The following is a 26869-nucleotide window of genomic DNA, read 5'->3' on the forward strand; positions in this document are numbered from 1 at the left end:
ACATGGCGTCAGGAATCGAGGATGGGTGCATAGGAACACAAAGGTATACTTTTCAGAAACTCATGGGAAATGCATGTTCCAAATCATCCTATCTATTGTGCGCGACTTGTCTCCATATGCTCCTTATACCAATGATTCGCTTCAAGCAGCACCTGTTGCCCACCTGCATCCATGACTTCTTCCACAAAGGTATCGAAATACCCCACAGGCTGATCGCCAGTGATGATGGAGATGTACACTCTGTCTCTCATGCGAATCAATTCAGATGAATATTGAATCAGGGCAGGGGTTGCAACCTCCAGGCGATTATAGATACCATTCTCCGTCAACCCTGCAGATGCAGCCCACTGTTCACGTTTATCCGAGGGTGTACCTGGAACCGTCATGCCGATACTTGAGCCGATCCTATTAATATAATTCTCCATTCTGTTGTATGGGTAAAGTAAATGGAACGAGTTTGAATCTTCAGCGCTCCAATTCCAGTGTTTTCCTGGAAGGCCATACTCCATTTTGATCTGCTCCTCCGGATCGGGGTTGGCACTTACATAATCGAGTATCTCCAGAATTTTCTCCAGTTTTCCCGGCTCCTTCGCAGCCTCAGCACCTATAGCCATAAAATTCATCAGCAGATTGTTCCCTTTTGAACCGCTATGTCCATCAGGACCAATAACAGGAGAACCAAATACAACCTCTGCAGTTGCGTTCTTCTGTAACAACTCATTAACATTGAACGAGGCTCCCACTGGAGTTTCTTGGCCATTTTCATTAAGGACACTGTAGTCTCCCTCTTGATTCCAATGATAATAGTTGCCCATCGAGGTCATCCCAATTTTTCCATTAATAAAAGCATGGGATAGATGTTTATAGCCGCCTTTGTTTTCGCCGGTTATGAACTCAGGGTCGATAATCCCGTCCCGATACCACTTTTGCATATAAGTCAGGGCTTCTTTCATCTCAGGCTCCAAAGCGCCGATCACGAGTTGGTTGTTTTTTTCATTAAAATACAGTTGCTCGGTAAAAACGGACTGTCCAAAAGCGCCAAACACGACATTTAAGCCTTCTCTGGATAGGCCATACGTATCCTGTTTACCATTTCTGTCCGGATCATCTTTGGCAAAAGCATACATAACCGTTTCAAATTCATCTAATGTCTTTGGCACCTCCAGACCAAGCTGCTTAAGCCAGTCCTCTCGGTATACAACAGGGGTTCGATAGATGTTGGTCTGATTAATGGCCGGAATTCCATATAAGGAGCCGTTTATTTTTCCATACTCTAAATAACGTGAATCATAATCGCGAATTCGCTGTACGATATTTGGCGCATATTGTTCAAGAACATCCGGGGAGATTTCCGCTAAGACCCCTTGCATTTGATACTTAAGCAGATCATGCGGTTGTCTGATCCGGAACAGATCGGGTATTTTCCCTTGAGCAAGCTCCAGGTCCAGCAGTTCCTCGTACCGCTTGTTCTCAAGATTCCACACCTCCAGATCGACATCAAACCGATCCTCAATATAGGTAATCATCTCCGCGTCTTCAGGAACAGGGATATTTTGATGCATGGTCCAGGATATTGTATACTGCGGTGTTGTATCTTTCTCAGCGCTTGCTAGATGGTCTTGCTGTTGTACTTGTGCTGTTTCTCTGTTTAGAACGGTACAACCGCTCATCAATCCTATAAGAATAGATGTAGCAATCAATAGACATAGCTTTCTTGAAAGGTTAAGGTTCATAGCAGCTCCTTTACTAATTTTAAATTCTATATAGGTTCAATTTAACATTTACACAAAAACGGAGAGGACAGAAAGAACCTGAAGAAGCGAAGCGTTCGCCTTTATTCCCGGATTTCCCCTTTTAGAAAAGGGATCGAAGAAATCTGGGAATAACAGCGATCGGAAGGTTGTTCTGTCATCGGAGTGTCCGTGTAAATATTCCTAATTGACCCTATATAGACCCCTGTTCCATTAGATTGCGCATGAAATTTTTCGGTGTACAGCCGTGAATTTCTTTGAACTTTTTAATGAAATAAGCAGGGGTACGGTAACCGACCGTACATGCGACCTGCTCAACTGTAATTTCGCGTTGTGTCATGAGTTCCCGTGCGCGCTCCATTCTCTGATTCGTAACATATTCGGAATAAACAATCCCGGTTTCTTCCTTGAAAAGTTTACTGAGATATTTAGGGCTGATGAATACTTGCTCTGAGACATGATCCAGCGTGAGATCGCCCGATAAGTGCTCGTGAATATAGGCTTTGACAGCCGAGATGGTATCCACACTTCGTACCTCGCTGCGCTTCTCCATCTGCATCACAAATTCGGTCACGAGATGAATCATCCATTCCGAATAGCGGTTGATATTGTAGAACAATGAAAATTGCTTGTACATATTCAATGAACTCGCCTCGGCGGGTTGCAGGCGCACCTGATTAATACACTCCGCGTAAATAGATACCGTTTTTAATAATATGATACGGCTGTATTCGGCTGAATAGGGGCCTTCCTTTATTGTCGCGACCAATTTCTGAATGGCCTCAACCGTACCTTGCACATCCCGAGTCTGCAATTTCTTTTCAAAGTTGACGAGGTATGACTCCGGAATTTCCAAACTGCTGGCTTCCCTGTTCAGAAGATCAAGATCCTGAATGGCAGACTGCTCGGGAAAGAAGTAGCTGTATCGAATCAGGGTTTTCGCCTGATGATAGCTTGTGTGAATCTTCGTGAAGTGTTCTACCCATCCGCCTAACGATAGTACAAATTCCAGGCCAAATCTGCTGCTCGCCTCAGCGTGAATAAAGTCAACAATGTGATCAGAGAGCGGTTCTTCGGGTTGATTGGTACAGATGATTACTGCTATTTTGTGATCCTGCAATTCCTCTGCCAGCAGTTGAGTTCCATCCATTTCTGCGATCTCCAGTTGCTGGATCATCGTATACAATGTATGCTGCAACTGTCGTGGCTGCAGATCCTTCCACTTCTCATTGACGGGGTCAATGACGATGCAACGGAAGCGAGAGTAGGTCATTGAAATGTGAACAGACTGGAGCTGTTCCGAAAGTTCTTCGGGTGTAAATCGATTATTTAACATATTAAGCATGATACTATGCTTAATCATTCTGTGATTGGCCTGTAAGGTTTCTTCAAGACTATCAACTTTATTGGACAGACTGTTAAACGTTGTATCGATGAACCGATATTCGTCTTGCTTTAAGCTGGTTGGGCTGTCCATCCGGCTCTTGATGTTATTCATGATTCGCTTAAGAGGACTATAGTTGGCCCTGGTAAAAATGGAGGACATCACGATCCCAACTGTGACAGCCAACAAGCCAAGAAAAACCGAAATCTCTTTCAAGCTATCCAATTTATAATAGAAGCTTTCATTAGGTGTGGTTGTGTATATTCTCCATGCATTTCCTTTAAATTGATCTTGGGTGACGACATGAGAGTCATAGTTAAATACAGGTGCGAAGCTCTCATCTGAAGAATGATAGGCAAGGAGCGACTGCGTTAGATTCTCCTCCGTGGAGCTGCCTATCAACGTTTTGTCCGCGGCAGATATGACGGTTCCGTCCTGATCGATGATTAATGTATTTGCATAGTCAGCAGGGATCATATTTTTAATGATCTGACTGATCGCTGATTCTTTGATATCAATCGCAATCATGGCCTTACTGTCTTGTCCAGACGATTGAAACGGGTAACTATGGACATAGGAAATTAGATGACTCATATTGCCCTGTTCCCGTGATTCGATATAAGCATCCTGAGGCACCATGCGAGTCTTCATCCATAAGGAGCTTTCTGGAGTCTCTTTCATCGCAGCAATCCAATCCGTCGTATGATCCACACTCGAAGGCGTGTCCTCATAGAGCAATAGCCCATATACAGATGAGACGATGAAGTGGTTCCTCGTATCGTACACATGAATAGCTTCAATGAGATCCGAATAATTTTGCACCATATTTTTGAGGGACTGTTCGATGTCCAAGATTTTGCTATGGTTTCCTTTTAAGCTATCTAAATCGATACTTGCTGCGTTACCGAGTGCCAGGGACAGATAGACCTGATTCACCTTCTGGATCACGGAGCTCTCAATAGTATTGACGGTGCTTTTCAGCGAAAGTTGATTATTGATTCGAATCTCTTTGCTGTATTGATGAGAGAAGAAGAGGTATAGAATGGAGCCGAAAAGAAGCGCAATGACAAGAACAACAGCGAGGTAGGAAAGAACCATCTTGGATCTCACAGACTGAAATGGCTTATGCATTCTTTTTCCCCCTTCGTTTCTCGTGTCTAAACAACTTCATCATTATATAGCAGGCCGAGGACTAGAAATCATGTTGATCGAAATTTAACAAACTCCTTCTCCACATTTTACACCAATTTAATAAAGCGTTTACATAAAAGGATATCATAATTAACGAAAGTAGTATCTCCTCTGTTTTTTTGAGGGCAGAAATCATCGGAACGTACGATTTTGATATAAAACGGAAATTGTTCTATAGATGCGATACGCTCCCTAATGCTACAGTAACGGCAGATCAGACATCTGTATAGAGACTTTCTTACTCATTTGCAGATGCAGAAGCAAAAAAATAATTTACCATAATGGGAGCGTGTATTTGCAAGCCATGAGAAAACCACTTAAAAAGTCACTGGCATTACTTCTAATGTTGTCTATGGTAGGTCCGACATTTGCAGAGAAGAGTTTTGCAGCCGATCAGAAGATTCAGTTCTCTGATATTAAGGGACACTGGGCGGAAGCAAATATTCAAGCATGGGGTGATGAAGGATTAATTCGGGGTTACCTGGATCGTTCATTCAAACCGAACACGTATATTACCAGAGCAGAATTTATGAATTTGGTAAACGGTGCCTTTGGATATTCCGGACAAGCTAAAATTACCTTCAACGATGTGTCTGAGAGTGCATGGTATTACGAAGCCATTTCTATTGCAAATGCAAATGGATATATAGATGGATACACCGATGGCACCATGAAGCCGCAAGATCCGATCACCCGTCAGGAAGCAGCTAAAGTGATCGCTGGCATTTTGAATTTGGAGTTAAATGAGACAGCAGCAAATGTATTTAGCGATTCATCTTCTATTGCGGCGTGGAGCAAAGGCGCAGTAGGTGGAGCGGCGGCAGCGAAAATTATCTCTGGTTATGCAGACGGAAGCTTCAAACCGCTTAATTCCATTACTCGTGCCGAAGCCGTGTCTGCGCTCGTTAAGGCTGTGGAAACAGATGCTACTACAGCAGCCAAGCCAGCTAAGCCAAAAGGAACCGCATCCGTACTGAATGTTAATCCCCCAGCAGATGAAGCCCGTTTGTCTGCCGTGAAGCACGGAGCCAATGCTGGAGACGACACCTTGAAAAATATTGCGGAGACCAATCCGTTTATTAATATTTTGGACGGTTTTGATCAAGTATGGTCCATGAATCAAGCAGATTGGAGAGACGGAACAGCGGCAACCAAAATTGGAGCTGACGGAAAGAATGCAAAGTATGGAGATGGACCGTCCCCATATTATGATGGCTTTAAGAATGATCCAACCGTAGCCGTCACTGATCAGAAAACATATGCAAATGAAGAGATCCGAAACAAAGCGACTTGGGAAGCCAATATCAAATATGTAGAAAAGGTCACGCAAAACCGCACGGGTGAAGAGGCTTTGGCAGCCTACTATGATGACCAAAGAGATAAGATCTATAGCGTGATGGAGGGCTTTGGTCCACTGGCTAACACGTATGTAGATATCATCAAGCCAAAGACAAACGTTGAACGAACGGTGGACGAGATGAATGTGGTATTGACCGAAGAAACAGTGGAAGATGAAAGCCAAGGTATTGGAGATTGGGATGAAAAAACGGAGCTTTCAGACTTGGTTAATTTGGTTGATCTGGTTCGATTCAAAATTCCTGCCTCATCTAATCCCTCTAAATATTTCTACTCTTCCCCGAGACCGTGGAGAATGAATTCCAATGGAGAAGTGAAAGAAGTGGTTGACAGCAAAGGACTACCTGTATGGGCAACCTTGGGCGAAGGTGAGAAAAAAGAAGTACCTCTGGCTTCAGGCGGCATCAAATCAACCGGAGAAAAACATTACCAGCAATACGAAACCAATGTAAAGCTTATTCCTGCCTTAAGTTATGTCAAACGAATCGCTGAGGATGGAAGAGGAAAAGATGGCGGATTTCCGAGCGGACATACAAGTGCAGCCTACTTATCCGTATTTCCTTTGGCATACGCTACACCAGAACGATTCGCTGAATTGTTAACGAGAGCAGCTCAGTTGGGCGAGAATCGCATCGTAGCAGGGATGCACTCACCACTTGATGTTATAGGCGGAAGAATACAGTCCACAGCCATGGCTGCATATGCACTTAATCAGGCTGATAATAGAGAAGTGTTAGAGAAAGGCTATGAGAATGCAGGAGAAGTATTTGGAGCTGCAGCCAAGGAAAAAAAGTTGAGTCTGTATGAGTATGCACACACCGTAACAGAGGATTACACGTTCAAGAGTGCTTACGATGAACACAAATGGGAAGATCACGATGCCAATAAAGCCTTCTATAGAGAAAAGATGACTTACGGTCTACCACAAACCGGAACCAAAGGTTTGGCTCCAGTTGTACCGCAAGGAGCAGAAGCCCTGTTAGAAACACGTCAACCGTATTTAACAGATGAGCAACGCAGACAAGTATTGTATACAACATCCATTGACTCTGGATATCCTGTACTGGATGAATCCAAGGGCTGGGGGAGAATTGATCTGGTCACGGCTGCGGATGGATACGGTGCATTCTTGAACAATGTAACTGTGGATATGGACGCTTCCAAAGGGCGCTTTAATGCAGAAGACTGGTGGAGAAATGATATCACCGGTAGTGGAATGCTTACGAAAAAAGGAACAGGAACCCTTACATTGACAGGGAAAAATAGCTACACTGGCGGAACCTTACTGCAAGCAGGAACGCTGGTAGCCGAATCTGCAACTGCTTTTGGTACAGGTGATCTGTATGTAGAAAATGGAACAGTTGTCGTTGATGTCGACGGCGCACTCAACTTAAATAGAAACTTTACCATGGATAACGGTACGTTGGAATTGGTAGTGGCTGACAACAATAGTCAACTGAATGTCGGCAGAAAGCTCTATATTGATGGAGGAAGTCTCAAACTTGACTTGTCCAAACATAAGATTGAAGGTTCCAAAGATATTACGTTAATCACGGCTAATGGAATTACAGGTGAATTCGACAGTGTAACGGCAGATGGTTATGACGTGACTGTCACGTACGAAAAGGGCCGCGTCATTGCACATGTTGTAGCCAAATAAGTGAAGTGATTATGCATGATACAAAGTGAACTAATAAATGTTACACATACCACTTCGATGATAGAATAACCTTCCGATCATTCTTTGCAAGACAAAATTAGTACTATAGAAAAGGGCTTAAACTACAATGTAGTTTAAGCCCTTTTCGCGTACAGATACGTTGGATATAGGGGATGTTTTCAACACGTCCTGAAAGCCGAAGTGTATCTGAACGTGTCCAGAGTAGGGAAGCATGCTGAATACTGAATGTACGAGCAAGCGATCAGGATGTCGCAAAGGCGATTCTCCTATTTTCCTCTACCAATGAAAATTTCGCTTTGTACGAGAGGGACAGGGGTTGTCCTCTCACTAAGTTTAATCATACGGAAGCGGCTGGATGCGTAGGTTATTCTTCGGTGTTGGTACCAGATGTACGACGTGTATTCCCTTCCAGTTCCGTAGAGACTTGCTTTGTTGGTTCCAGATCCGTATGTCCTGCGTAGGGGCGATCACTTCGAGAGCGTGTCCCAGTCAACCCGAAACCCGAAGTGAATATAATCAGCTGTAATCCAAGGGCGTAGGGCGCAGCAGCAGGTCCAATCAGATGGAGCAAGGAGCATAGCGCGATCAGCAAGGAGAGCATTTTGGTTACTGTACTTGACCTATCCCGTCGTGGGCTGGCCCAGAGCAGGTAACCATATATTATGGTGATCATCAGGGAAATTGCGCGAATCCATGGCAAGATGCTGTCCCATGAGTCTACATGGACGTCCAACATCCGCTGACGAAATACCAGATCTGAAACCAGAAAACCTGTAGCCGCCAGTGCGGCTGGTTCGGCTACGGGCCGAAGGATGGCCCAGACCGCTGTGCCCCAATGATCTGCATAAGTCTCCCGGCTGAGTTCATCCGATAATACGGTGCATTCCCGTTCCAGTGCTCTGTGCATCAGGCCAAGTCGGGCAGAATCATGATCCTTAATACAGTCACGGATCTGGTCCTGTAGCTGAGGGGATAGGTAAGATGCAGCTTTGCAGGCTAACATGGCTGTTATCAGATCATTATGTTCGTGTTCTGATCGTTCATAATTCCGATTTTCCTGGATGGTAAGTTGTCCCAAGAGGGCTGTACTTATGTATAATGTATCTCGTATCCTTCTCATTCGCCTTTCGTGGCTGCGGCGAACTTCAGTGGCAGACCATATGTATATCCCGAGAAGCAAAGCCATGACTCCAAACAGCACAGCCACAGCGCCTGGGCGCGATGTTAGATCTTCAATCCAACGTTGAAACACACTTGTTCCTCCTTTGCACCAACTTCACGTATCATGAAACACGCTTCACGTAAGCTTTCTCTCACTATTACACAGGAAGTAGATGAATTCAAGCAGAAAGGGGCACAATTCATGGATCATGTGAATATTGAACACACACCACCCGCAGCGGTGGAGTATCTTGCCTTGCGGCAGATTGCCGGCCTTAGTGCAATGAGCAGGGAAGGGGCGGAGATTGGATTACCGAATAGCCTGTTTGCCGTATGTCTGCGTGAAGAGGATGTGCTGATAGGCATGGGGCGAGTGATTGGAGATGGAGGTTGTTTCTTTCAGGTCGTTGATATTGCTGTACACCCGGATGTTCAGGGAATGGGATATGGAAGACTGATCATGAGCGAGATTATGAATTATCTGCGTGAAGCAGTACCTGCCCGTGGTCTGGTCAGTCTGCTGGCGGATGTTCCGGCTGATCGCCTGTATGCTCAATTTGGATTTGAATACACCAGCCCAAAATCGGAGGGTATGTGGTGGAGGCAGGGAGAAGAAGGACCGACTACCTAGCGGAACGAAAACTGAAATTTTAAGATAAGAATAGACTTATGTCGTATGAAATTATCTTAGTATAGCCGCATTTAGCGGCTTTTTTCATGATTCGTGTTGAGTGCTGGAGGAGAGAGGGGATACTTAAGAGTGTCGGTGCTTCTTCCGCTAGTTGAAGTAAAGATTATTTTTCTACATATAAGCTGTAAGAGATAGGTTTACAAGTTGTTCACATCCGGTTTAAGATGGCGTGAGCCGTTTAAGGTATATAACAATAGGATTAAGTATTAAAATAACGGTAAGTTGATGAGATGATATCTACAGAAAAGAGGGAATTCATATGAAAGTAACCATTTTTGGAGCAACCGGAGCGATTGGCAAGACGATACTGTGGGAGTTGATGGATCGTGGGCATGAAGTGACAGCGGTGGTGCGTGATCCGTCGAAGATTGAGATGGTACATGAGCGTTTGCGTGTAGAACAGGGAGATCTGCTTAACCCGGATCAGGTGGCTGATTTTGCAGCAGGACAAGAAGTGGTAGTGAGTGCGTATGGACCGAAGTTTGGAGAAGAAGAAGAGATGCTGGAAGTGACACGTTCGTTGATCGAGGGTGTGCGCCGGGCAAAAGCAGGACGTTTGGTTGTAGTTGGTGGAGCAGGAAGTTTGCTAACCGAATCCGGTGATATGCTGATGGATACGCCGGGATTCCCGGAGGAAGTCAAACCATTGGCAAGAGCACATGCAGAAGCATATGACCTGATTGAAGCATCAGGTATTCACTGGACCTACATGAGCCCTGCTGCGACAATCACAACAGGACGTCGGACAGGCCAGTTCCGGGTTGGCATGAACCGTGTGATTACGGATGATATCGGGGAAAGCTCGATTTCGGTTGGCGATTTTGCAGCGGCTTTGGTGGATGAACTGGACGATCCGCAATTTATCGAAGCTCGGTTTACGGTAGGTTATTAAGCGTAGACATGCTTTGGAATGGATGATTTAATCTGAAGGTCTCGTACACGGGATCGATAGAGTTTTCGATGATGTATCGAGTGGATCGTGGTAACTGGATGAGGTAAGAGGAAAGATAGCGATACACATATAAGATGCAGAGTTTAGGGGCAAAGTTGCTACTTTTAAGTATGAGATGAGCTTGTCACGGGGAGGGATGAACGTTGTTTATCGTAACTGCTGAACAGATGAGAGCTGTGGACGAACATACCATTCATCAGCTCGGTATTCCGGCAGCAAGTCTAATGGAGAATGCAGGCCGCGCCATAGCCGAGGAAGTGATCAAGCTGTGCCGGGAAGGGCAGGCAGAAGGCAGGCTTGCGGATTCAGGGCGGCTTGGCTATAGCAGCAAGACAGGTGCGCGGCGGGCACACACCGGGCCCGGTGATCGGCAAGGGTATGGTGGCGACATCATCGCCGATCCGGCGCTGGTGATGGAGCGCCCGGGAGATCAGCAGTGGTACATGCTGATCGGCAAGGGCAATAATGGCGGCGATGGGCTGGTGGCCGCGCGCCATTTGGTTGAAGCGGGGCTTGGCGTGACATTGGTCTACGCCGATGCCCCTGATGCACTGCGGGGCGAAGCCGCAGTGCAACGGGATGCCGCCGCGAAGCTTGGCATCCCTGTTCTTATCCACGGGCGCGAAGCCGTGGACTTCAGCCGGTGCACAGGCATCGTGGATGCGCTGCTGGGCACCGGCTCGCGGGGGGCGCCGCGAGGGGCTTACGCGGCGCTGATCGAGGCGGCGAACGACAGCGGCAAGCCGGTCGTGTCCGCCGATGTGCCAAGCGGGCTGGACGCCGACACCGGAGAGGTGTACGAGCCCTGCATTCAAGCCCGGGTGACCGTATGCCTCGCGTTGCTTAAGCGTGGGCTGGTGCAGTACCCGGGTGCTTCTGCCGCCGGGCGCATCGTGGTGCGCGCCATCGGCATTCCCGCGCGGCTTGCGCCAGAGCATGGCCCCTCGGTCCGTCTGCTGACGGACGAGGTGCTGCGCGGTGCGCTGCGCGTGGATACAGGCCGTCTCCGGACACCGGACGGCCACAAGGGCACCTACGGCCATGTGTTGCTGGCCGCAGGAAGTCTGCCGATGAGCGGCGCAGGCCTGCTCTCGGCCAAGGCCGCGTTGCGCGCAGGCTGCGGGCTCGCCACATGGGCGCTGCCCGCGGCACTGCTGCCGCATGTCATCGGCACCGTGCCCGAGCTCATGCTTGCTGTCGCCGCCGATGGCGACAGCGGCGAATGGAACGCGGCTTCCGCCTCCGCCGTGCTGCGTCTCGCGGAGAGCCGCGACGTGCTCGCGACCGGCCCCGGCCTCGGCCGCTTCAAGGGCGACACAGACTGGCTGCGCCGTCTGTGGCAACAAACGGATCGTCCGCTCGTCATCGACGCGGACGCCCTCAACATGCTGGCAGACGCTGGCCCAGATGGGCCTCGCGACTGGGGCCAGCGAAGTGCGGCGACAATCCTGACGCCGCACCCTGGCGAGATGGGCCGACTGCTGGGCATGTCGACCCAGGAAGTGCAGCGTGACCGCATTGGACACGCTGCACAATACGCCCGCGAGCAGGGCGTGACCCTTGTGCTCAAGGGAGCACGAACGGTCATCGCAACGCCAACTGGCGAGGCGTACATCAACACCACCGGGCACGCCGGCATGGCGACTGGCGGTGCCGGAGACGTATTGACCGGCATCATCGCCGGTCTGCTTGCCCAAGGGCTCAGCGCGGAGCAAGCCGCCGCGTTCGGCGTATATCTTCACGGACAGGCCGCCGAACGCGCAGCCCTGCTGCGCGGTGACCCGTCGTCCCTACTGGCCGGCGACATCATCGACGCATTGTGAGGATGGGGCAGGTGTGGGACAAGCTCGTCAGTGCTCTAACGAATCTTACACACCTTATGCCACGGTATACATGGAGGAGCAAAAGCTAACGAATCTCATCCACATTATTTCTGTGTATTTCAGAGAAAACACCTGAAAAACCGGACTAAATTAGAGAATAGAATGCCTAAGATTTGTTAGATTTTAGAATCTGCAATTAGTGACCCAATAAGGTTTGCTCAGTTTGTTAAACGTTTGGATCTGAAACGCTGATACCTTGTTATTAACTTTCGTGTCTGCTTACCGTCTTGCGCGTGCCTTGGGAACGATGATTAGATGAAACAACGATTAGCTACTGGAAAGGGGAGCCCTGCCATGATTCATGACGGAGACTCCCCTTTATTTGTTTTTATGTTTGTATGTTCATGCTACCTGATCCTGGCTCGCTTATAACCTGCCCACAACTTGCCTATAATCTGCATCTAAACGATATCTAAACTACTTCCGACCTACGTCCAGCCCAAAATTCCCCGGCATCCTGCTTACAACCGGAATCGCAACAATTCCTGATGCATCTCAGCACTGATATCACGCAATGACTTCACCTTGATACTTGCATCAGCGAAGGAACGTTGTTGTTCCGACGTGGAGGCGGTGATCTCTTCACTGCTGGCAGCTGACTGCTGGGTGATGGCACTGATATTTTCGATGGCCTGTTGCACCTGTGTACTGAGTTCATTGGAGTGTTGCATGTCCTCAGCAAGCTGATGGATGCCGGTACTAATGCGCTCCACACTTCCACGAATGGCGGAGAAGGATTCACGAGTCTGGCCAGTGGCTTGTTCCTGTTCACTGAATAACTGCATGCTCTGTGCTACAGAGTTCTTCACCTTGTCCATGGAGGTGGTGATCTCGCCCACAGCCGCATAGATATGTTTGACCGATTGCGCAGATTGTTCGGCGAGTTTGTTCACCTCGCCGGCAACAACAGCGAAGCCACGTCCGGCTTCTCCAGCGCGAGCAGCCTCTATGGAGGCATTTAACGAGAGCATGGTCGTTTGTTTGGCAATCTCCGATACATATGCCGTCATCGTAGTGATTCGAACCGCGCTTTCTTCCAGTTCCCGCACCGTTTGTTCCACCTCGGCCATCGCCATGCGATTCACTTCGGCCAAGCGGAGTTGCTCTGCTACAGCCTTATTACCTTCCTCAACGGTAGTTAATACTTCACGACCATCGATGACCGATTGGGAAGTGGCCTCCAGATTGCTATTGAAGGTAGACTGCATTTTGTCCACAACCATCACTGTTTCACTCAGATCCTCGGCAATCTTTTGACTGCCAATCGAGAGTTCCTCCGTGGTGCGGGATACTTGCTGTACGATCGCTTGGGCTGTATCATTACCGCGGTCAATATCTTGTGCCATCAGATCGACACGATGACCCGCTTCACCAATCGACTGAATAATGCCGCGAATATTATGAGTCATGATACCGAAGGAGCGACTCAGGTCATCGAGTTCATCTTTGCCCCGAGCTTCCGGTAATTGTCCGGTCAGGTCACCGTCCGCAATTTGTCCAGCGGCGTCTTTGAGTGTTCGAATACGCTTGGCGATCTGACGTGAAGTATACATATTAAACAGCATTACGGCGACGAGCAATACGATGGCTCCTACCAGAGCGGCTTGCCACGTTTGCTGAATGTCATGTTCCAAATCAACCGTATATTGATCATAACGATCCCGAGTCATCTCATCTAACGAATAGATATCATTCTGTATGCCCCGAACCCGAGTGCTGTAACGTTTCGCTTCCGCACTGTTCATCGCGCTCATCGCTTCGGTGGCTCCCTGGTTGAGAGCTTGTAATTTTGTCTCGATGGACTGAATAAGTTGTAACTGCTGATCTGTTTCGAGCAATCCGTCCGTAAGCTCCTGAATCATCGTTTGGCCTTCAGCCAGCAGGCGAAGTACGGCGTCCTGGTTTCCTGCTGTCATGGAGAACGAATAGACATCCAGCGCCTGCTGGGTCTGAATCTGATTGGCGTTCAGTTCACTAACCTTGAGCATGGCAGGTACCAGATTTTGATTTTTGGCATTCATACCGAGCAATTGCATGATAATATAAGCCACTAGCACAAGGCATAGAAGCAGTGAAATTAGAGCATTAAATATCAGTTTTCCCTGTAGTTTCATGAGCGTACCTCCTCGTATCCGATGGGTTATTGATCAAGCTTAATTTTGATTTGACCGGAAGAGATCTTTGCCTTCAGATCTTCGAAGGTTTGCTGTTGTTCATCACTGAGCGTGATATTATGTAGAGCAGTCAGACCCACGGCGTTCTCCGCCAGCCCCTCCACGATTTCCTTTTGAGGGAAGGTATGATTGTTTTCAACAAACGTGTTAACGGCATTATAGATAGAGACATCCACATTTTTCAGCATGGACGTAAGAATGGCCTTCTCCGCCAAAAAGAATTGATCGGTATCTACACCGATGGCGTATTTCCCTAATTTCTGAATCTCCGTCAGTGCGCCTACGCCTGTGAGACCGGCAGCAACGTAGATCACGTCAGCGCCCTTTTCCTGAATCATCTGTGCAGCCAGTTGTTCACCGAGATCAGCATCACCGAAGTCCCCTGCGTAGACGGCATCAACGGTTGCATCCGGCTTGACAGCCAGAACACCTTGTTTAAAACCCTGCTCGAAATTACGAAGGACAGGTATCTCTATTCCACCAAGGAAGCCAACATGATCTTCCGTTGAAGCCATAGCAGCAATAACGCCTGCCAGATAACTTCCTTCTTCCGCCCGGAATGAAATGGAGGCGATGTTAGGCAGTTCGGACTGACTGTCAATCATGAGGAACTGCTGGTCAGGATATTTGGCTGCAACTTTCTCCATATCCGCTTGGACAGCATCACTCAGGCCGATAACCAGATCGAATTTGGCTTCCGCAAACTCTTCAAATGCAGCTTCGGCATTGTCGCCCGGTTCACGATAGTCAAAGACAATGCTTTTCTCATTTCTGGCCTGAACCAGTCCATCAAAAGCAGCATCATTAAAAGAACGGTCACCCAGACCCACTTCCGTAAGCACGATTCCAACCTTTGTTCTTGTGTCTGTTGCCGTTGTTGTATTGTTGGCTGAACATGCCCCCAGGATCAGTACCGTCAGGATCATCATTAGGGTGAGACCTAGACCTGCGCGTCTGTTCTTGTTTGTTTTCATGTGTGGTACCCTCATTTCTGTAGTCGCATTTTTCTGTTTTGCATGGTTCCTTAGCTCCAGGGAATGACGTGTGCATGATGACACGTATGGTGAGGATTTCCCTTTATCTATATCGGTCAGAAAGGCACTGTGATTTATGGTATGTAGTGAAAATTTACGAAAAAATAAATATTTTCATGAATTACACATTATTTTTACATTTCTCTGGTTAAAAGGGTACATAAATAACTACAGTATGTTGTTTACTGATGTTAGAAGTCGAAAAAAAGGCACAAGAGAGATGACATGAATCATCTCTCTTGTGCCTTAGAATAACACCTTATACGGATGATAAGGGATCATCCTATTATAAAAATTACGCGAGTTTTACCAAGCCGCAATCGAGCCGTCCGCTCGGGTTTCCGTCCCCCCGCATAATACACCATTGTCCGGGTTGCGCCAGATGATCTGACCACGTCCAAACTGGGATGGATCAACTGCCACTTGAATATCATGTCCCTTGCGGGCGAGTGCCTGTGCAATGTGCTGTGGGAAACCGGGTTCCACGAGAATTGTTTTGCCCTTCGTCCACTGCCAGCGCGGAGAATCCAAGGCGGCCTGTGGGTTCAGATGATAATCGATCGTATTCATGACCACCTGCACATGACCCTGCGGTTGCATGAAACCACCCATGACACCGAATGGCCCCACCGCTTCGCTGCCGCGGGTGAGGAACCCCGGAATGATCGTGTGATACGTTCGTTTGCCTGGCTCCAGGGCATTTGCATGATTCGGGTCCAGTGAGAAATTATGTCCGCGATTCTGCAAAGCAATGCCTGTCCCCGGAACAACCAATCCAGACCCGAAGCCCATATAGTTACTCTGGATAAAGGAAACCATGTTACCTTCACCGTCCGCCGTAGCCAGGTAGACTGTTCCACTTGCACGTGGATCACCTGCCTCAGGTGCTCGTGCGGTATCAGCAATGAGTTTGCGCCGTTCTTCCGCGTATGCTTCGGACAGCAGTTCCTCCACCGTGATACCCATTTTGCGTTCTTCGGTAATATATTTCTCCCCATCGGCAAATGCCAGCTTCATGGCTTCAAGTTGCTGATGATATGCCTGAACAGATTCTTTCTCGTCGAATTCGTAACCCTTCAGCAGATTAAGCGCAGCGAGAGCGATCAGTCCTTGTCCATTCGGCGGAATCTCCCATACATCGTAACCACGATAGGAGACGGTGATGGGATCTACCCACTCGGGCTGGAATGCCGCCAGATCATCTTTGGTCAGATAACCACCGTGTTCTGCCATAAAGGAATGAATACGTTCAGCCAGTTCTCCTTTGTAAAAGTCTCGCGCTTCGCTCTCGCCAATCTGGCGCAAAGTCGCCGCATGATCCGGCGAGCGCCACATCTCTCCAGCTGCGGGAACACGCCCGCCTGGAGCAAATGTCTCAAACCACGCACGCCCTGCCTCCGCATCACCCTGGCGTGCATAGATCTCGGCTGCCCTTGCCCAGTGGCGGGCCAGCCCAGGCGCAAGCGGATAACCTTCCTCCGCATAGCGGATGGCCGGTTCCAGCGCTTCCGCCAGCGTGATCCGCCCAAAACGGCGGCTCAGCTCAGCCCAACCCGCCGGTGCGCCAGGCACCGTCACCGGAACAACCCCAAGCTTCGGCATCTCCGTATAGCCTGCCGCTTGAAGCGCCTCAATGGATATGCCCTGAGGCGCAGGGCCGCTGGCATTCAGGCCATGCAGTTTGCCCTCGGTCCAGACGAGGGCAAAAGCATCGCCTCCAATGCCATTGGACGTGGGCTCCAGCACCGTGAGTGCTGCCGCAGTTGCAATGGCGGCATCAATGGCATTGCCGCCTTTTTTCAATACATCCAGACCAGCTTGTGCAGCCAGTGGCTGAGACGTGGCGACCATGCCTTGTTTCGCATACACAGGCACGCGGTAAGAGGGGTACGGTTGGTAGAGTGGATCGAAGTTCATCAGGTTGTTCAGCTCCTTGTCGCAAGATGTCAGGCTCCGGTATAACCGGATCATACTCCTAACCCTCTTCGCAACCGGATAACCGATATCCTGCCACACCTGCCAAATCCAACCTGACATCAGCCTAGGTCGTTACCATATCGCCGCCATTTACATGAATGCATTCACCTGTGACGTAGGATGAATCGCGGGAAGCGAGATAAACGTAGGCTGCCGCCAGTTCGTAAGGCTGACCAGCCCGACCCATAGGCGTATCTGTTCCAAATACCTGTACATCCTCAGCGGAGAAACTGGCAGGGATGAGCGGTGTCCAGATGGGTCCCGGAGCGACAGAATTCACACGGATTCCCTGTGCAGCGAGCGATTGGGCGAGTACACGAGTCAGCGATACGACGGCTCCTTTGGTAGAAGAGTAGTCGATCAGCTGGGTATTGCCTTTATATGCCGTAATGGAAGCTGTATTGATGATGGAGGCACCTCTGCACAGATGGGGGAGAGCGGCCTGAATCAGAAAGAAATAGGCGAACACATTGGTCTGAAAGGTGTGATACAGCTGTTCTTCTGTAATATCAACGATACTTGGCTGCACATACTGTACGCCATGATTGTTGACCAGAATATCGATCTTCCCGTACGTTTCCATGGTTGTGCGGATGACGGCTTCACAGTTTTTCTTTAAGCGGAGATCAATCTCGATTAAGAGACAGCGCTGTCCGATTTCTTCGATCCGCTGGCGGGTCCTTTCGGCATCTGTCCGTTCATATAGATAAGCAATGACGATATCTGCCCCTTCCTTGGCAAAAGCGATGGCGGCCGCCCGGCCGATTCCACTGTCACCACCCGTAATAATGGCAACTTTACCTTGGAGTTTACAGCTGCCGATATAGGCAGGATCTTCACTAATCGGTTCAGGCACCATCAGAGTTTCCAGACCAGGTTGCTGGTCCTGATGCTGGGGTGGAAAGGCCAGTTTTTGCTCCTTGCATACCGTTTTCTCACCATAAAAAGGATAGACAGGATTCATTCGCTTTACATCCTCCTCGAACGTTCATTGATACGGATAACCTATGCATTCGCCCAGAAGAAGGTGCGGGAGGAAGTAGCAGAACGGTTGTTTTTATTGCACAGAATATACCATAATAAGGATAGATCCTTAAATCGATGGAGGTGTCAGGAGCCACATGAATATTCAGGGAATTAATCATTTGTGCTTTTCCGTATCCAATCTGGAGCGGGCCATTACCTTTTATGAGCAGGCTCTCGGTGCCCGAATTCAGGTGAAAGGACGCAAACTGGCTTATTTTGAGCTTGCCGGTCTGTGGATTGCCCTGAATCAGGAGGATGTTATTCGCAACTATACGGAACGAACCTATACCCATATTGCATTTACCGTTACAGAAGAGGAGTTCGACGCGTCTGTGCAGCAGCTGCGAGCAGCGGGTGCTGACATTCTTCCCGGAAGGCCAAGAGATCCGCGGGATGCATTATCTGTATATTTCACCGATCCGGATGGTCATCTGTTCGAACTGCATACAGGTACGATGAAGCAAAGGCTGGATTATTATCGCGAAGACAAGGCTCATATGACCTTTTATCCGTGAGTTCATGTGCAAATTGAGAAAATCTGGAATTATAACTCACATATCTATTGTCTAAACATTGGCATTACCTATAATATGGACAAAGGGTACCTTAATTTACCAATGTTAGATTCGTTGGTTCAATTCCAAGGAGGTTTGTCATGATTCAGTTCCCCAAACCGGATGTCGAGCAATATTTTCAGACGTACCGTATTTCGCATTTTGCCGTATCGGCAGACGAGAAACGTTTGTTCATGGACAGCAATCTGAACGGTCAGCCGAATATTTGGGCGATGGATTTGCCTGGAGGATACCCGTATCCTTTAACGTACTTGAATCAGAGCAGTCAATTTATCAAAGCAGACCCGCAAGGACGTCATCTTCTTACTGCATTTGATCGGGATGGAGATGAGAACTATCATCTGTATGCACTTCCACCCGAGGGTGGTGTTCCACTGCCTGTGGTTCCAGCGGAACCAAATGATCGCTGTTATTTCGCTGAGTTGTCCGAGGATGGACAGCGTCTCTATTATGTCACCAGCGCGGGTAATCCGAATTATCTGAATTCACGCCGCATCGATCTGGAGACAGGGGAAGATGAACTGTTATACAGTGGAGAAGAGGTTACGAGCAGCCTGGTGGCTGTAAGTCCTGACGAGAAGAGTTATGTCATTTTAAAAATGTACTCCAATACGTATCAGACGGCGCATCTGTATCGTAACAATGAAGAAATGGTGATCCTGCCAGCTTCAGAACGTCATAGTCAGGTATCCGATCTGATATTTGCAGATGATAATCGTCTTCTGTTCATTACGAATGATGACTCCGCATACGCTTATGTGGCTGAGTACCGTATTGATACCCGCGAATTCCGTTTATTGTGCCGAATCGAAGGGGAAGATGTGGAGTTCATCCGCTGGCATCAGGCTTCCGAGACCTTATATTTCTGGACACTCACAGGGCCGGAGAATCGTATGTACGTATTGGGCAAAAATGCCGATGAGCCTCGGCGCATAGAGATGCCGCTGGATACGATAGAGCAGGTGAACGTTACGAAGGCTGGCAATGTGTATATTCTCGGACGTGGAGCGATCCAACCGCATAACATTTATCGCAAAATTGCAGGAGCTGAGTCCTGGGAGCCGCTGACTGCCAATCGGGTAACCGGACTGGACCCAAGTGATCTCGTGTACCCTGACGTTATTCGGTATAACTCCTACGACGGACTGGAGATCGAAGCTCTCTTGTTCAAAGCAAAACCAGAGCAGGCCAATGGCTACACCGTATTTTGGCCTCATGGTGGGCCGCAAGCATCCGAAGCGAAGTTTTTTCGGCCGATGTTCCAGATGATGCTCGCTCAGGGCTATCATGTCTTTGCACCGAATTTCCGGGGCAGTACCGGATATGGTGCGGAATTCGTCAAGATGGTTGAGCGTGATTGGGGTAAGGGTCCAAGGCTGGACTGTGTTGCCGGGATCAACTGGTTGTTTGATCAGGGAATCACCTCGCCAGAACGGTTGTTTGTGGTAGGGGGAAGTTATGGGGGATATATGACCCTGTTATTGGCAGGTCGTCATCCGGAGCTATTCCGGGCTGCGGTCGATATTTTTGGGCCAAGTAACCTGTTCACATTCCTGGAATCCGTACCGGAAGACTGGAAGCCGATGATGGATAACTGGCTGGGTGATCCGGTCCGTGACCGCGAACGCTTAACGAAGGATTCGCCGATTACGTATCTCGATCAGATGGTTAATCCAATGCTAGTCATTCAGGGTGCTAATGATCCAAGGGTCGTGAAGGCCGAATCTGATCAGATCGTGGCTGCGCTCCAGTCCAAGGGAATGGATGTGGAATACATCGTTCTGGACGATGAGGGCCACGGATTCTCCAGAAAGGCAAATGAGATTCTCGTATACCGTCGGATGTTGGAGTTTTTGCAGAAACATCAGGAGTCACCTGTCGCACAAGCTTAAGTTGAGAGATTCCATCGTTGACTGAAATATAGTCAGATGACAAAACCGCCAGAGATCAAGGATGATCTCTGGCGGTTTTATGCGTGAGCCCGGATGTTGGGCGACATATATGGAACGATACATACGTTAGTTTGGAAGATCGCTATCCATTGAGCGAACTGTCCAAATCTACTAATTAATCTACTAATCTAGCAATGCGACAATTGAATTAATGGACTGCTGCGCCCACTGTGCAAAAGGCAGATCGGCTGCCCACGTCACTTGTCCAGTCGCTTTGGCTTCCCCCCACCATAAGATACGTTGATAGAGCAGATGCATGCTGAGACGTGTGCGGAAGTGTTGGCATTTCTCTTCATCTGCTGCACAGACCAGATCCCGGTAGCAGCGAAGGAACTGTGCGGCCAGTTCTGGTTGACCCTCACGAACATACCTGGTGGATATTTTGGTTAGGTCGGCTGTGCCATCTCCGAAATAGGCGGTTGTAAAATCGAACAAACCACTAATCTGCCACCCTGAAGAACGGTCATTCGGATTTTGAATCAAAATATTCTCGACCTTGAAGTCTCCCATGACAAAACACGGAACAGCTTTGGTCCGAAATGCCGGTTCAGCATTTTTGAATTGCTCGTCCACCCACTGAACATCTTCATCCGTAATCACCGAGTACTGTTCAGCATCATGTAACCAGTGACGGATGGTTCCGTACAACCAGTCCAGATAATCGCCTGCAAAGGAAACAATCTGCTGCGCTACAGGATCATATTCCCCGGCATCAGGCACCTTCCAGCGGTGCAGTTCAACCAAAGTATGGGCAAACATACAGGCGATCTCTTCCTGATCTTGCTGTGACAGTGAAGCCTTGAATGCCGGATCATACAGGTGATTCCCGGGCAGGCGTGGCATTATGGCATAACTCCAGCCTAGCAGATGGGTATCTTCATGTAATAAATATGGATCAGGGACAGGAATGGACGTATGTTTTGCCAGTTGTTCTACAAAGAACTTTTCTTCCTGTAACTGTCCTGCATATAAAGGATTGCCTTTCAGAATATACTCTCCACGGGAAGAGCGAATGAGCAGTGTCTGACCCATAACACCTTTATCTGTTCGTCGATAATCTTCAAGGGTTCCCAGATCAAGCTCATTCAGCGCATCCTGCAATGGAACTGCGGCCACTTCGCCAAGTTGATTGGAACCAAAATATATACGGGTTGTCATATGGCCGGACCCTCCTGGATATTAGTCCTCATTCTCTTCGTCAGACAGGTCATACGTATCCTCATCAACCAATCCACGGATGAAAGCTTCAAAATTCGGCGCAAGATATGTAATCTCATAATCATTTTCCTGATCCACATGAACTACACAGGGTTCGCCTTCAGGGCCACAGAAGCGATAATCCAGCATAACAACATCATGACCAGCGGATGGACAATCACAGATCACAATCCCCAGGTCGGGGTATCCCCAATCCTCGATCATGAACCGGCTTCCCAGCTCACCAGCGAGTGCGTATATTTTATCGTGTCCGATTCCCATAATGCTTGAAATGGCAATATGATCCTCAGCCCAGGAAGTCGCTTCTTGGGTGGGAAATACAGTGAGCGCAGGGATACCGCCGTTTTGCGTACTCATCAGTTGAATATAGGAGGCAGGGAGCTTGTAACCCAATTCGTGTTCAATCGAAACAATCGTGGCTTCGTCAAAGGGAGCCGACACATGGTTGTCCCGTGCATAATCACTCTGCTTCCAGAATGTCACTGGGTTGTAGGTTCCTGAAGCAGCACGAAGATGGTTCAACGTGCCACGCTGCTCCCATTCTGTTACTTGTTCTTCATGGCGTTGTCGATCCCGCCGCATCTTCTCAGCGAAAGGTCGAATCTGACTTAGAAATTCAAGGGTTGATTCATCATGTGGCTGAAGTTCGTTAGCTCTCTCAAAAGCCAGTAGTGCCTGTTCATAACTCGCTATATGACAGTATGCATAACCCAAGCGGTATTGCCAGAGCGGGTCGTTTACCCCTTGCTCCTCGACAGACAACAGTTGTTGAATGGCTTTGTGATAACGTGCATCATTGTTATAGGCTCTGGCGAGTTGACCAATCAGATCATAATCCCGCTCTGAGACGGGGATACGTTCAATATGTTCAATAATGAGACTGAATTGGTCCTGCTCATGCCACAAATTAATTTGTTCCAGCAGTTCTCTTTCCATGAATAGGCCTCACTTCCGTAGGAGGGGTATGAATCTCTCTCAAAACTATCTTACAAGGTTAAGAGACAAAAAAACACTCCCGCATGCAGATAGCCATGAAGGCATTCTATCAAAGGGAGTGCTTTAATTTGTGTTTATTTATACCTGATATACTCAAGTAGTAGATGCCCGATCAGAAGACTTTACAAATCGTCAAATCCGTTATCGTCGCCAACTTTACCGTAGTTACGGGATTTAGCTTCGAAGAAGTCGGTTTTGGTTGCATTCAATGCTTCATCGGAGAATGGTTTGATCCAAGGCATGCAGTTTACATCCACACCTTCATATGCTTTTTCCATACCCATCAGACGCAGACGTTTGTTGGCGATGTACTTGATGTAATCTTCCAACTCGTTCAGGTCAATACCGCGCACGTTGCTGAGTGTATAATGTGCCCAGTTGGTTTCAAGTTCAACAGCACGATGGATTGTTTTGTATACATAGTCCATGTTCTCAGGTGTGTTCAGTTCAGGGAAGTCTACCAGCAGCTGTTTGTACACTTCAGCGAAGAAGTAACAGTGTTGGTTTTCATCCCGCTGGATATACGAGATCATCTGGCTGGTTGCCATCATTTTCTGGTCACGGGCCAGATTGTAGAAGAAGGCAAACGTACTATAGAAGAAGATACCTTCGAGTACCAGATCGGCTACCATAGCTTGGAAGAACGTCTGTGGAGACGGCTCGTCCCGGAAAGTTTGGTAGATGTCTGCGATGAAACGGTTACGGTCAAGCAGAACTGGATCATGTTTCCAATACTCAAAAATTTCCTTTTGCTCCCGATCAGATACGATCGAAGACAGGACGTAGGAGTAGGATTGGTTATGAACAACTTCCTGTTGTCCGATAATGGCCGAGATCGCTTCGAGTGAAGAATCGGTAAAATAACGTTTTACATCACCAACAAACATCGTCTGCATGGAATCAAGTACCGCGAGCAGGGAGATGTTGATTTTGAATGTACGTTGCTCTTCTTCATCCAGTTGAGCAAACTGGGAAGCATCTTTGGACATTGGAATCTCGTCTGCGATCCAGTGGTTGAGCAGCAATACTTTGTACAATTTGTACATATGAGGCATGCGAATGTCGTTCCAGTTCAGGATACCGGAGCATTCACCTTCAATAATACGGGTTGATTGGTTAGGGGCTTCGGTGTTGAAAATTTTCTGTACTTGCATTGTTCCGTTCACTCCTTGAAATTTCATAATGTTCTGCCGACAGAACTTTGGGAAATCATCTATATCAACATCTTGCGATGCTGTGATCGTGTTTTAGGCAAAAAAGAACCAGGGCAACGCCATTTTGCAATCAAAACAGGATGCCCTGGTGGTCACCTCGAGTCTAGTAAATCTTCTCTATCATGGATACAACGTAACTTGCAAAAATCAAGATTCTTCAATTGTTAATGCCCGGCTACGAACATAATAAGTTGATTTCATGCCGGCTCTCCAGGCGTGCAGATGCAACTCCAGGAATTCTGTTGCTTTAATATCTGGTCGAACGTAGAAGTTGAAACTTTGTCCCTGATCGACGTGGCGCTGACGGGCAGCCGCCATATTAATGGAAGCATGTTGATCCACCTGGAACGCCGTTTGGTAATAAGGGCTTGTTTTTTCGGACAGATCCGGAGCCGGATTGGCAATTTTGTAAGTTGTTTTCTCTTCATAAGATAACAGCTCATAGAGCGGATCAATACTAGCCGTTGAACCAGCAATAATGGACGTGGAACCGTTAGGTGCAATGGCGAACAACCAAGCATTACGTACACCGTTTTGTCGTACTTCGGCTTGCAGTTCTTTCCACTGTTCGGTTGTCACGAATTCACCTACGCGCTCACCTGATGTGTACTCCCGTTGGTCGAAGTAATGACCACTTTCCCAATCGGAACCTTTGAATTTCGGATAATGTCCTTTTTCTTTGGACAGCTCCATACTGGATTTCACAAGCAGGTAGTTAATTTTTTCATACAGATTATCGTTATACGCTACAGCTTCGTCAGACTCCCAATGAATGCCTTCGAGAGCAAGCAGGTGGTGAAGTCCAAACGTTCCCAGACCGACTGCGCGATATTGGCTGTTGGTATATTGGGCTTGCAACACTTCAATGTTGTTAATGTCGATAACGTTGTCCAGCATGCGCACCTGAATTGGAACGAGACGCTCCAATACATTATGAGGTATAGCACGTGCCAGATGGATGGAGTTCAGGTTGCAGACAACAAAGTCGCCAGGCACTTTTGAAATCACGATGCGAGTTTGTCCATCCTTGGTTACGAGTTCTTCCTTTTCAATTACAGTGGCAGACTGGTTCTGCATAATTTCGGTACACAGGTTGGAGGAGTATACCATACCGTGTGCACGGTTAGGATTCGAGCGGTTAACCGTATCGCGGTAGAACATGTATGGCGTACCTGTCTCCAGTTGGGATTTAAGTACACGCTTCATGATGTCAATTGCCTGTACTGTAATCCGGGACAACAGTGGGTGATTCACCGCTTCTTCGTATTTATCACGGAACGCACCTTCGCCAAAGGACTCATCATAGAAATCTTCCAGTCCGAGTGCACGACCATTCTCGTCCTTCCAGCCCATCACTTTCTTTGTTTCGTGTGGACAGAACAAGCTCCATTCGCCGCGGCTGGATACCCGTTCCATGAACAAGTCAGGCAGACAGATGCCGTGGAATACGTCATGCGCACGCATACGCTCGTCACCGTTGTTCAGCTTCAAATCGAGGAAGGCCAGAATGTCTTTGTGGAAGACGTCCAGATATACAGCAATGGCACCTTTACGCGTACCGAGCTGGTCTACGCTGACCGCTGTATTGTTCAGTTGGCGAATCCAAGGGATTACACCGGAACTTGTATTTTGGTGACCACGGATATCCGAACCACGAGCTCTGACTTTGCCGAGGTAAACGCCGATGCCGCCACCCATTTTGCTCAGACGAGCTACATCCGTGTTGGAATCAAAGATACCTTCGAGTGAGTCGTCCACCGTATCAATGAAGCAGCTGGAAAGTTGACCGGCTACTTTTTTACCTGCATTGGACATCGTAGGAGTAGCTGCGGTCATATACATGTTGCTCATTGCCCAGTATGCTTCCTTGACGAGATCCATACGTTTCTCGGCAGGCTCTTGGTGCATTAGGAACATGGCGATAACCATATAACGCTCTTGCGGCAATTCCATTACTTTTCCATCAAAATCGTGTGCGAGGTAACGTTCTGCCAGTGTGAGCAAGCCGATGTAATCGAAGAGCAGATCGTTGCGGTAGTCAATGCACTCAGCAAGTTCATCGATCTGTTCTTTGGTGTAACATTCCAGCAATTCTTCGCGGTAGATACCTTTTTTCACGAGATCTACAAGAAGAGGATGGAATGCGCCATAAGGCTCGTCCGGGTAAGACTTGTATCTGCGGTTGGTAGCCGCTTTTTTGTAAAGGGAAGTGAGCAGAGAGCGCGCCGCTGCAAATTTCCAATTAGGCTCCTCTTTAGTTACCAGTTCCAGTGCGCTCATGATAAAAGCGTTGCTGATTTCGTCTCCGGTAACTTCATCACGGCGGAGCTTGCTGTTTACCCCACGTACCAGACGTTCCTTGTCCAGCATTTCCAGTCCTTCCAGAGTACGGTCGGCATATACCGAGATGCGCATATCATCAAAGGCAAGCTGGCGGTTATTCGGCTTGGTCACAACTTGTGGCATGAATATTCCTCGCTTTCGCATGTTTAAGAGATAAATTGGAGAAATTCTTTATATAAAGAATTGAGTGTTGTCTTACGGTGAGAAAAAGGTAAAGGTTGCTTTTGGCAGACTGAAACGGCGGTGACAAGTTCATGTCTTAAATCGCTCAACTTGAGGAGCACAAAACAGCACAATTCAGAACATACTC

At 48.1% G+C, this 26869-nt stretch carries 17 protein-coding genes; 6 read left to right on the plus strand and 11 right to left on the minus strand.

Annotated elements, in window-relative coordinates; genetic code table 11:
• Positions 1 to 92: 92 nt before the first annotated feature.
• Together MKY92_RS02650 and MKY92_RS02655 are read right to left on the minus strand one after the other, a co-directional pair.
• Positions 93 to 1562 (minus strand): extracellular solute-binding protein, encoded by a 1470-nt coding sequence (locus MKY92_RS02650; RefSeq protein WP_339299014.1) that lies wholly within the window; start codon positions 1560 to 1562, stop codon positions 93 to 95.
• A 382-nt stretch (positions 1563 to 1944) separates the two neighbouring features.
• Positions 1945 to 4266, minus strand: a complete 2322-nt coding sequence (locus MKY92_RS02655) for a helix-turn-helix domain-containing protein (protein WP_339299015.1) — start codon at positions 4264 to 4266, stop codon at positions 1945 to 1947.
• Between the two features lie 364 nt (positions 4267 to 4630).
• On the opposite strand from MKY92_RS02655, the gene MKY92_RS02660 reads away from it, so the two are divergent.
• A complete protein-coding gene (locus tag MKY92_RS02660; protein ID WP_339299016.1) occupies positions 4631 to 7342 on the plus strand; it encodes an S-layer homology domain-containing protein in 2712 nt (903 codons plus the stop codon).
• 385 nt (positions 7343 to 7727) lie between these two features.
• Here MKY92_RS02660 and MKY92_RS02665 read toward each other — a convergent pair whose 3' ends face one another.
• Positions 7728 to 8615, minus strand: a complete 888-nt coding sequence (locus tag MKY92_RS02665) for a hypothetical protein (protein ID WP_339299017.1) — start codon at positions 8613 to 8615, stop codon at positions 7728 to 7730.
• Between the two features lie 111 nt (positions 8616 to 8726).
• On the opposite strand from MKY92_RS02665, the gene MKY92_RS02670 reads away from it, so the two are divergent.
• From MKY92_RS02670 to MKY92_RS02680, 3 genes are all read left to right on the plus strand, one after another.
• On the plus strand, positions 8727 to 9155 hold the full coding sequence (locus tag MKY92_RS02670) for a GNAT family N-acetyltransferase (protein WP_339299018.1): 429 nt from the start codon (positions 8727 to 8729) through the stop codon (positions 9153 to 9155).
• A gap of 319 nt (positions 9156 to 9474) precedes the next feature.
• Entirely contained in the window at positions 9475 to 10107 is a 633-nt protein-coding gene (locus MKY92_RS02675) for an NAD(P)H-binding protein (RefSeq protein ID WP_339299019.1), read from the plus strand.
• 203 nt (positions 10108 to 10310) lie between these two features.
• Positions 10311 to 11990: an NAD(P)H-hydrate dehydratase gene (locus MKY92_RS02680; protein WP_339299021.1), complete on the plus strand. Its 1680-nt coding sequence runs from the start codon at positions 10311 to 10313 to the stop codon at positions 11988 to 11990.
• A 521-nt stretch (positions 11991 to 12511) separates the two neighbouring features.
• Here MKY92_RS02680 and MKY92_RS02685 read toward each other — a convergent pair.
• The 4 genes from MKY92_RS02685 to MKY92_RS02700 all read right to left on the minus strand — a co-directional run bounded on the left by MKY92_RS02685 (position 12512) and on the right by MKY92_RS02700 (position 18199).
• Positions 12512 to 14164: a methyl-accepting chemotaxis protein gene (locus MKY92_RS02685; RefSeq protein WP_339299022.1), complete on the minus strand. Its 1653-nt coding sequence runs from the start codon at positions 14162 to 14164 to the stop codon at positions 12512 to 12514.
• 26 nt (positions 14165 to 14190) lie between these two features.
• Positions 14191 to 15198: a BMP family ABC transporter substrate-binding protein gene (locus MKY92_RS02690; protein WP_339299024.1), complete on the minus strand. Its 1008-nt coding sequence runs from the start codon at positions 15196 to 15198 to the stop codon at positions 14191 to 14193.
• 366 nt (positions 15199 to 15564) lie between these two features.
• The gene (locus MKY92_RS02695) at positions 15565 to 17175 is read right to left on the minus strand and encodes a gamma-glutamyltransferase family protein (RefSeq protein WP_339301654.1); all 1611 of its coding nucleotides are present in this window, start codon (positions 17173 to 17175) and stop codon (positions 15565 to 15567) included.
• A gap of 124 nt (positions 17176 to 17299) precedes the next feature.
• Entirely contained in the window at positions 17300 to 18199 is a 900-nt protein-coding gene (locus MKY92_RS02700) for a glucose 1-dehydrogenase (protein ID WP_339299026.1), read from the minus strand.
• A 157-nt stretch (positions 18200 to 18356) separates the two neighbouring features.
• On the opposite strand from MKY92_RS02700, the gene fosB reads away from it, so the two are divergent.
• Positions 18357 to 18776, plus strand: a complete 420-nt coding sequence (gene fosB / locus MKY92_RS02705; protein WP_307415181.1) for a metallothiol transferase FosB — start codon at positions 18357 to 18359, stop codon at positions 18774 to 18776.
• A 140-nt stretch (positions 18777 to 18916) separates the two neighbouring features.
• Positions 18917 to 20728: a S9 family peptidase gene (locus MKY92_RS02710; protein WP_339299028.1), complete on the plus strand. Its 1812-nt coding sequence runs from the start codon at positions 18917 to 18919 to the stop codon at positions 20726 to 20728.
• A 183-nt stretch (positions 20729 to 20911) separates the two neighbouring features.
• Here MKY92_RS02710 and MKY92_RS02715 read toward each other — a convergent pair whose 3' ends face one another.
• From MKY92_RS02715 to MKY92_RS02730, 4 genes are all read right to left on the minus strand, one after another.
• A complete protein-coding gene (locus tag MKY92_RS02715) occupies positions 20912 to 21946 on the minus strand; it encodes an aminoglycoside phosphotransferase family protein (protein ID WP_339299029.1) in 1035 nt (344 codons plus the stop codon).
• Between the two features lie 21 nt (positions 21947 to 21967).
• Complete coding sequence (locus MKY92_RS02720) at positions 21968 to 22942, minus strand: SMI1/KNR4 family protein (RefSeq protein WP_339299030.1); 975 nt, start codon at positions 22940 to 22942, stop codon at positions 21968 to 21970.
• A gap of 182 nt (positions 22943 to 23124) precedes the next feature.
• On the minus strand, positions 23125 to 24156 hold the full coding sequence (locus tag MKY92_RS02725) for a ribonucleotide-diphosphate reductase subunit beta (RefSeq protein WP_091018583.1): 1032 nt from the start codon (positions 24154 to 24156) through the stop codon (positions 23125 to 23127).
• Positions 24157 to 24363: 207 nt separating this feature from the next.
• Positions 24364 to 26682 (minus strand): ribonucleoside-diphosphate reductase subunit alpha, encoded by a 2319-nt coding sequence (locus tag MKY92_RS02730; protein ID WP_339299032.1) that lies wholly within the window; start codon positions 26680 to 26682, stop codon positions 24364 to 24366.
• Between the last annotated feature and the right edge of the window lie 187 nt (positions 26683 to 26869).

The organism is Paenibacillus sp. FSL R5-0623, from assembly GCF_037974265.1.
In the GTDB taxonomy this organism is placed as follows: Bacteria; Bacillota; Bacilli; order Paenibacillales; family Paenibacillaceae; genus Paenibacillus.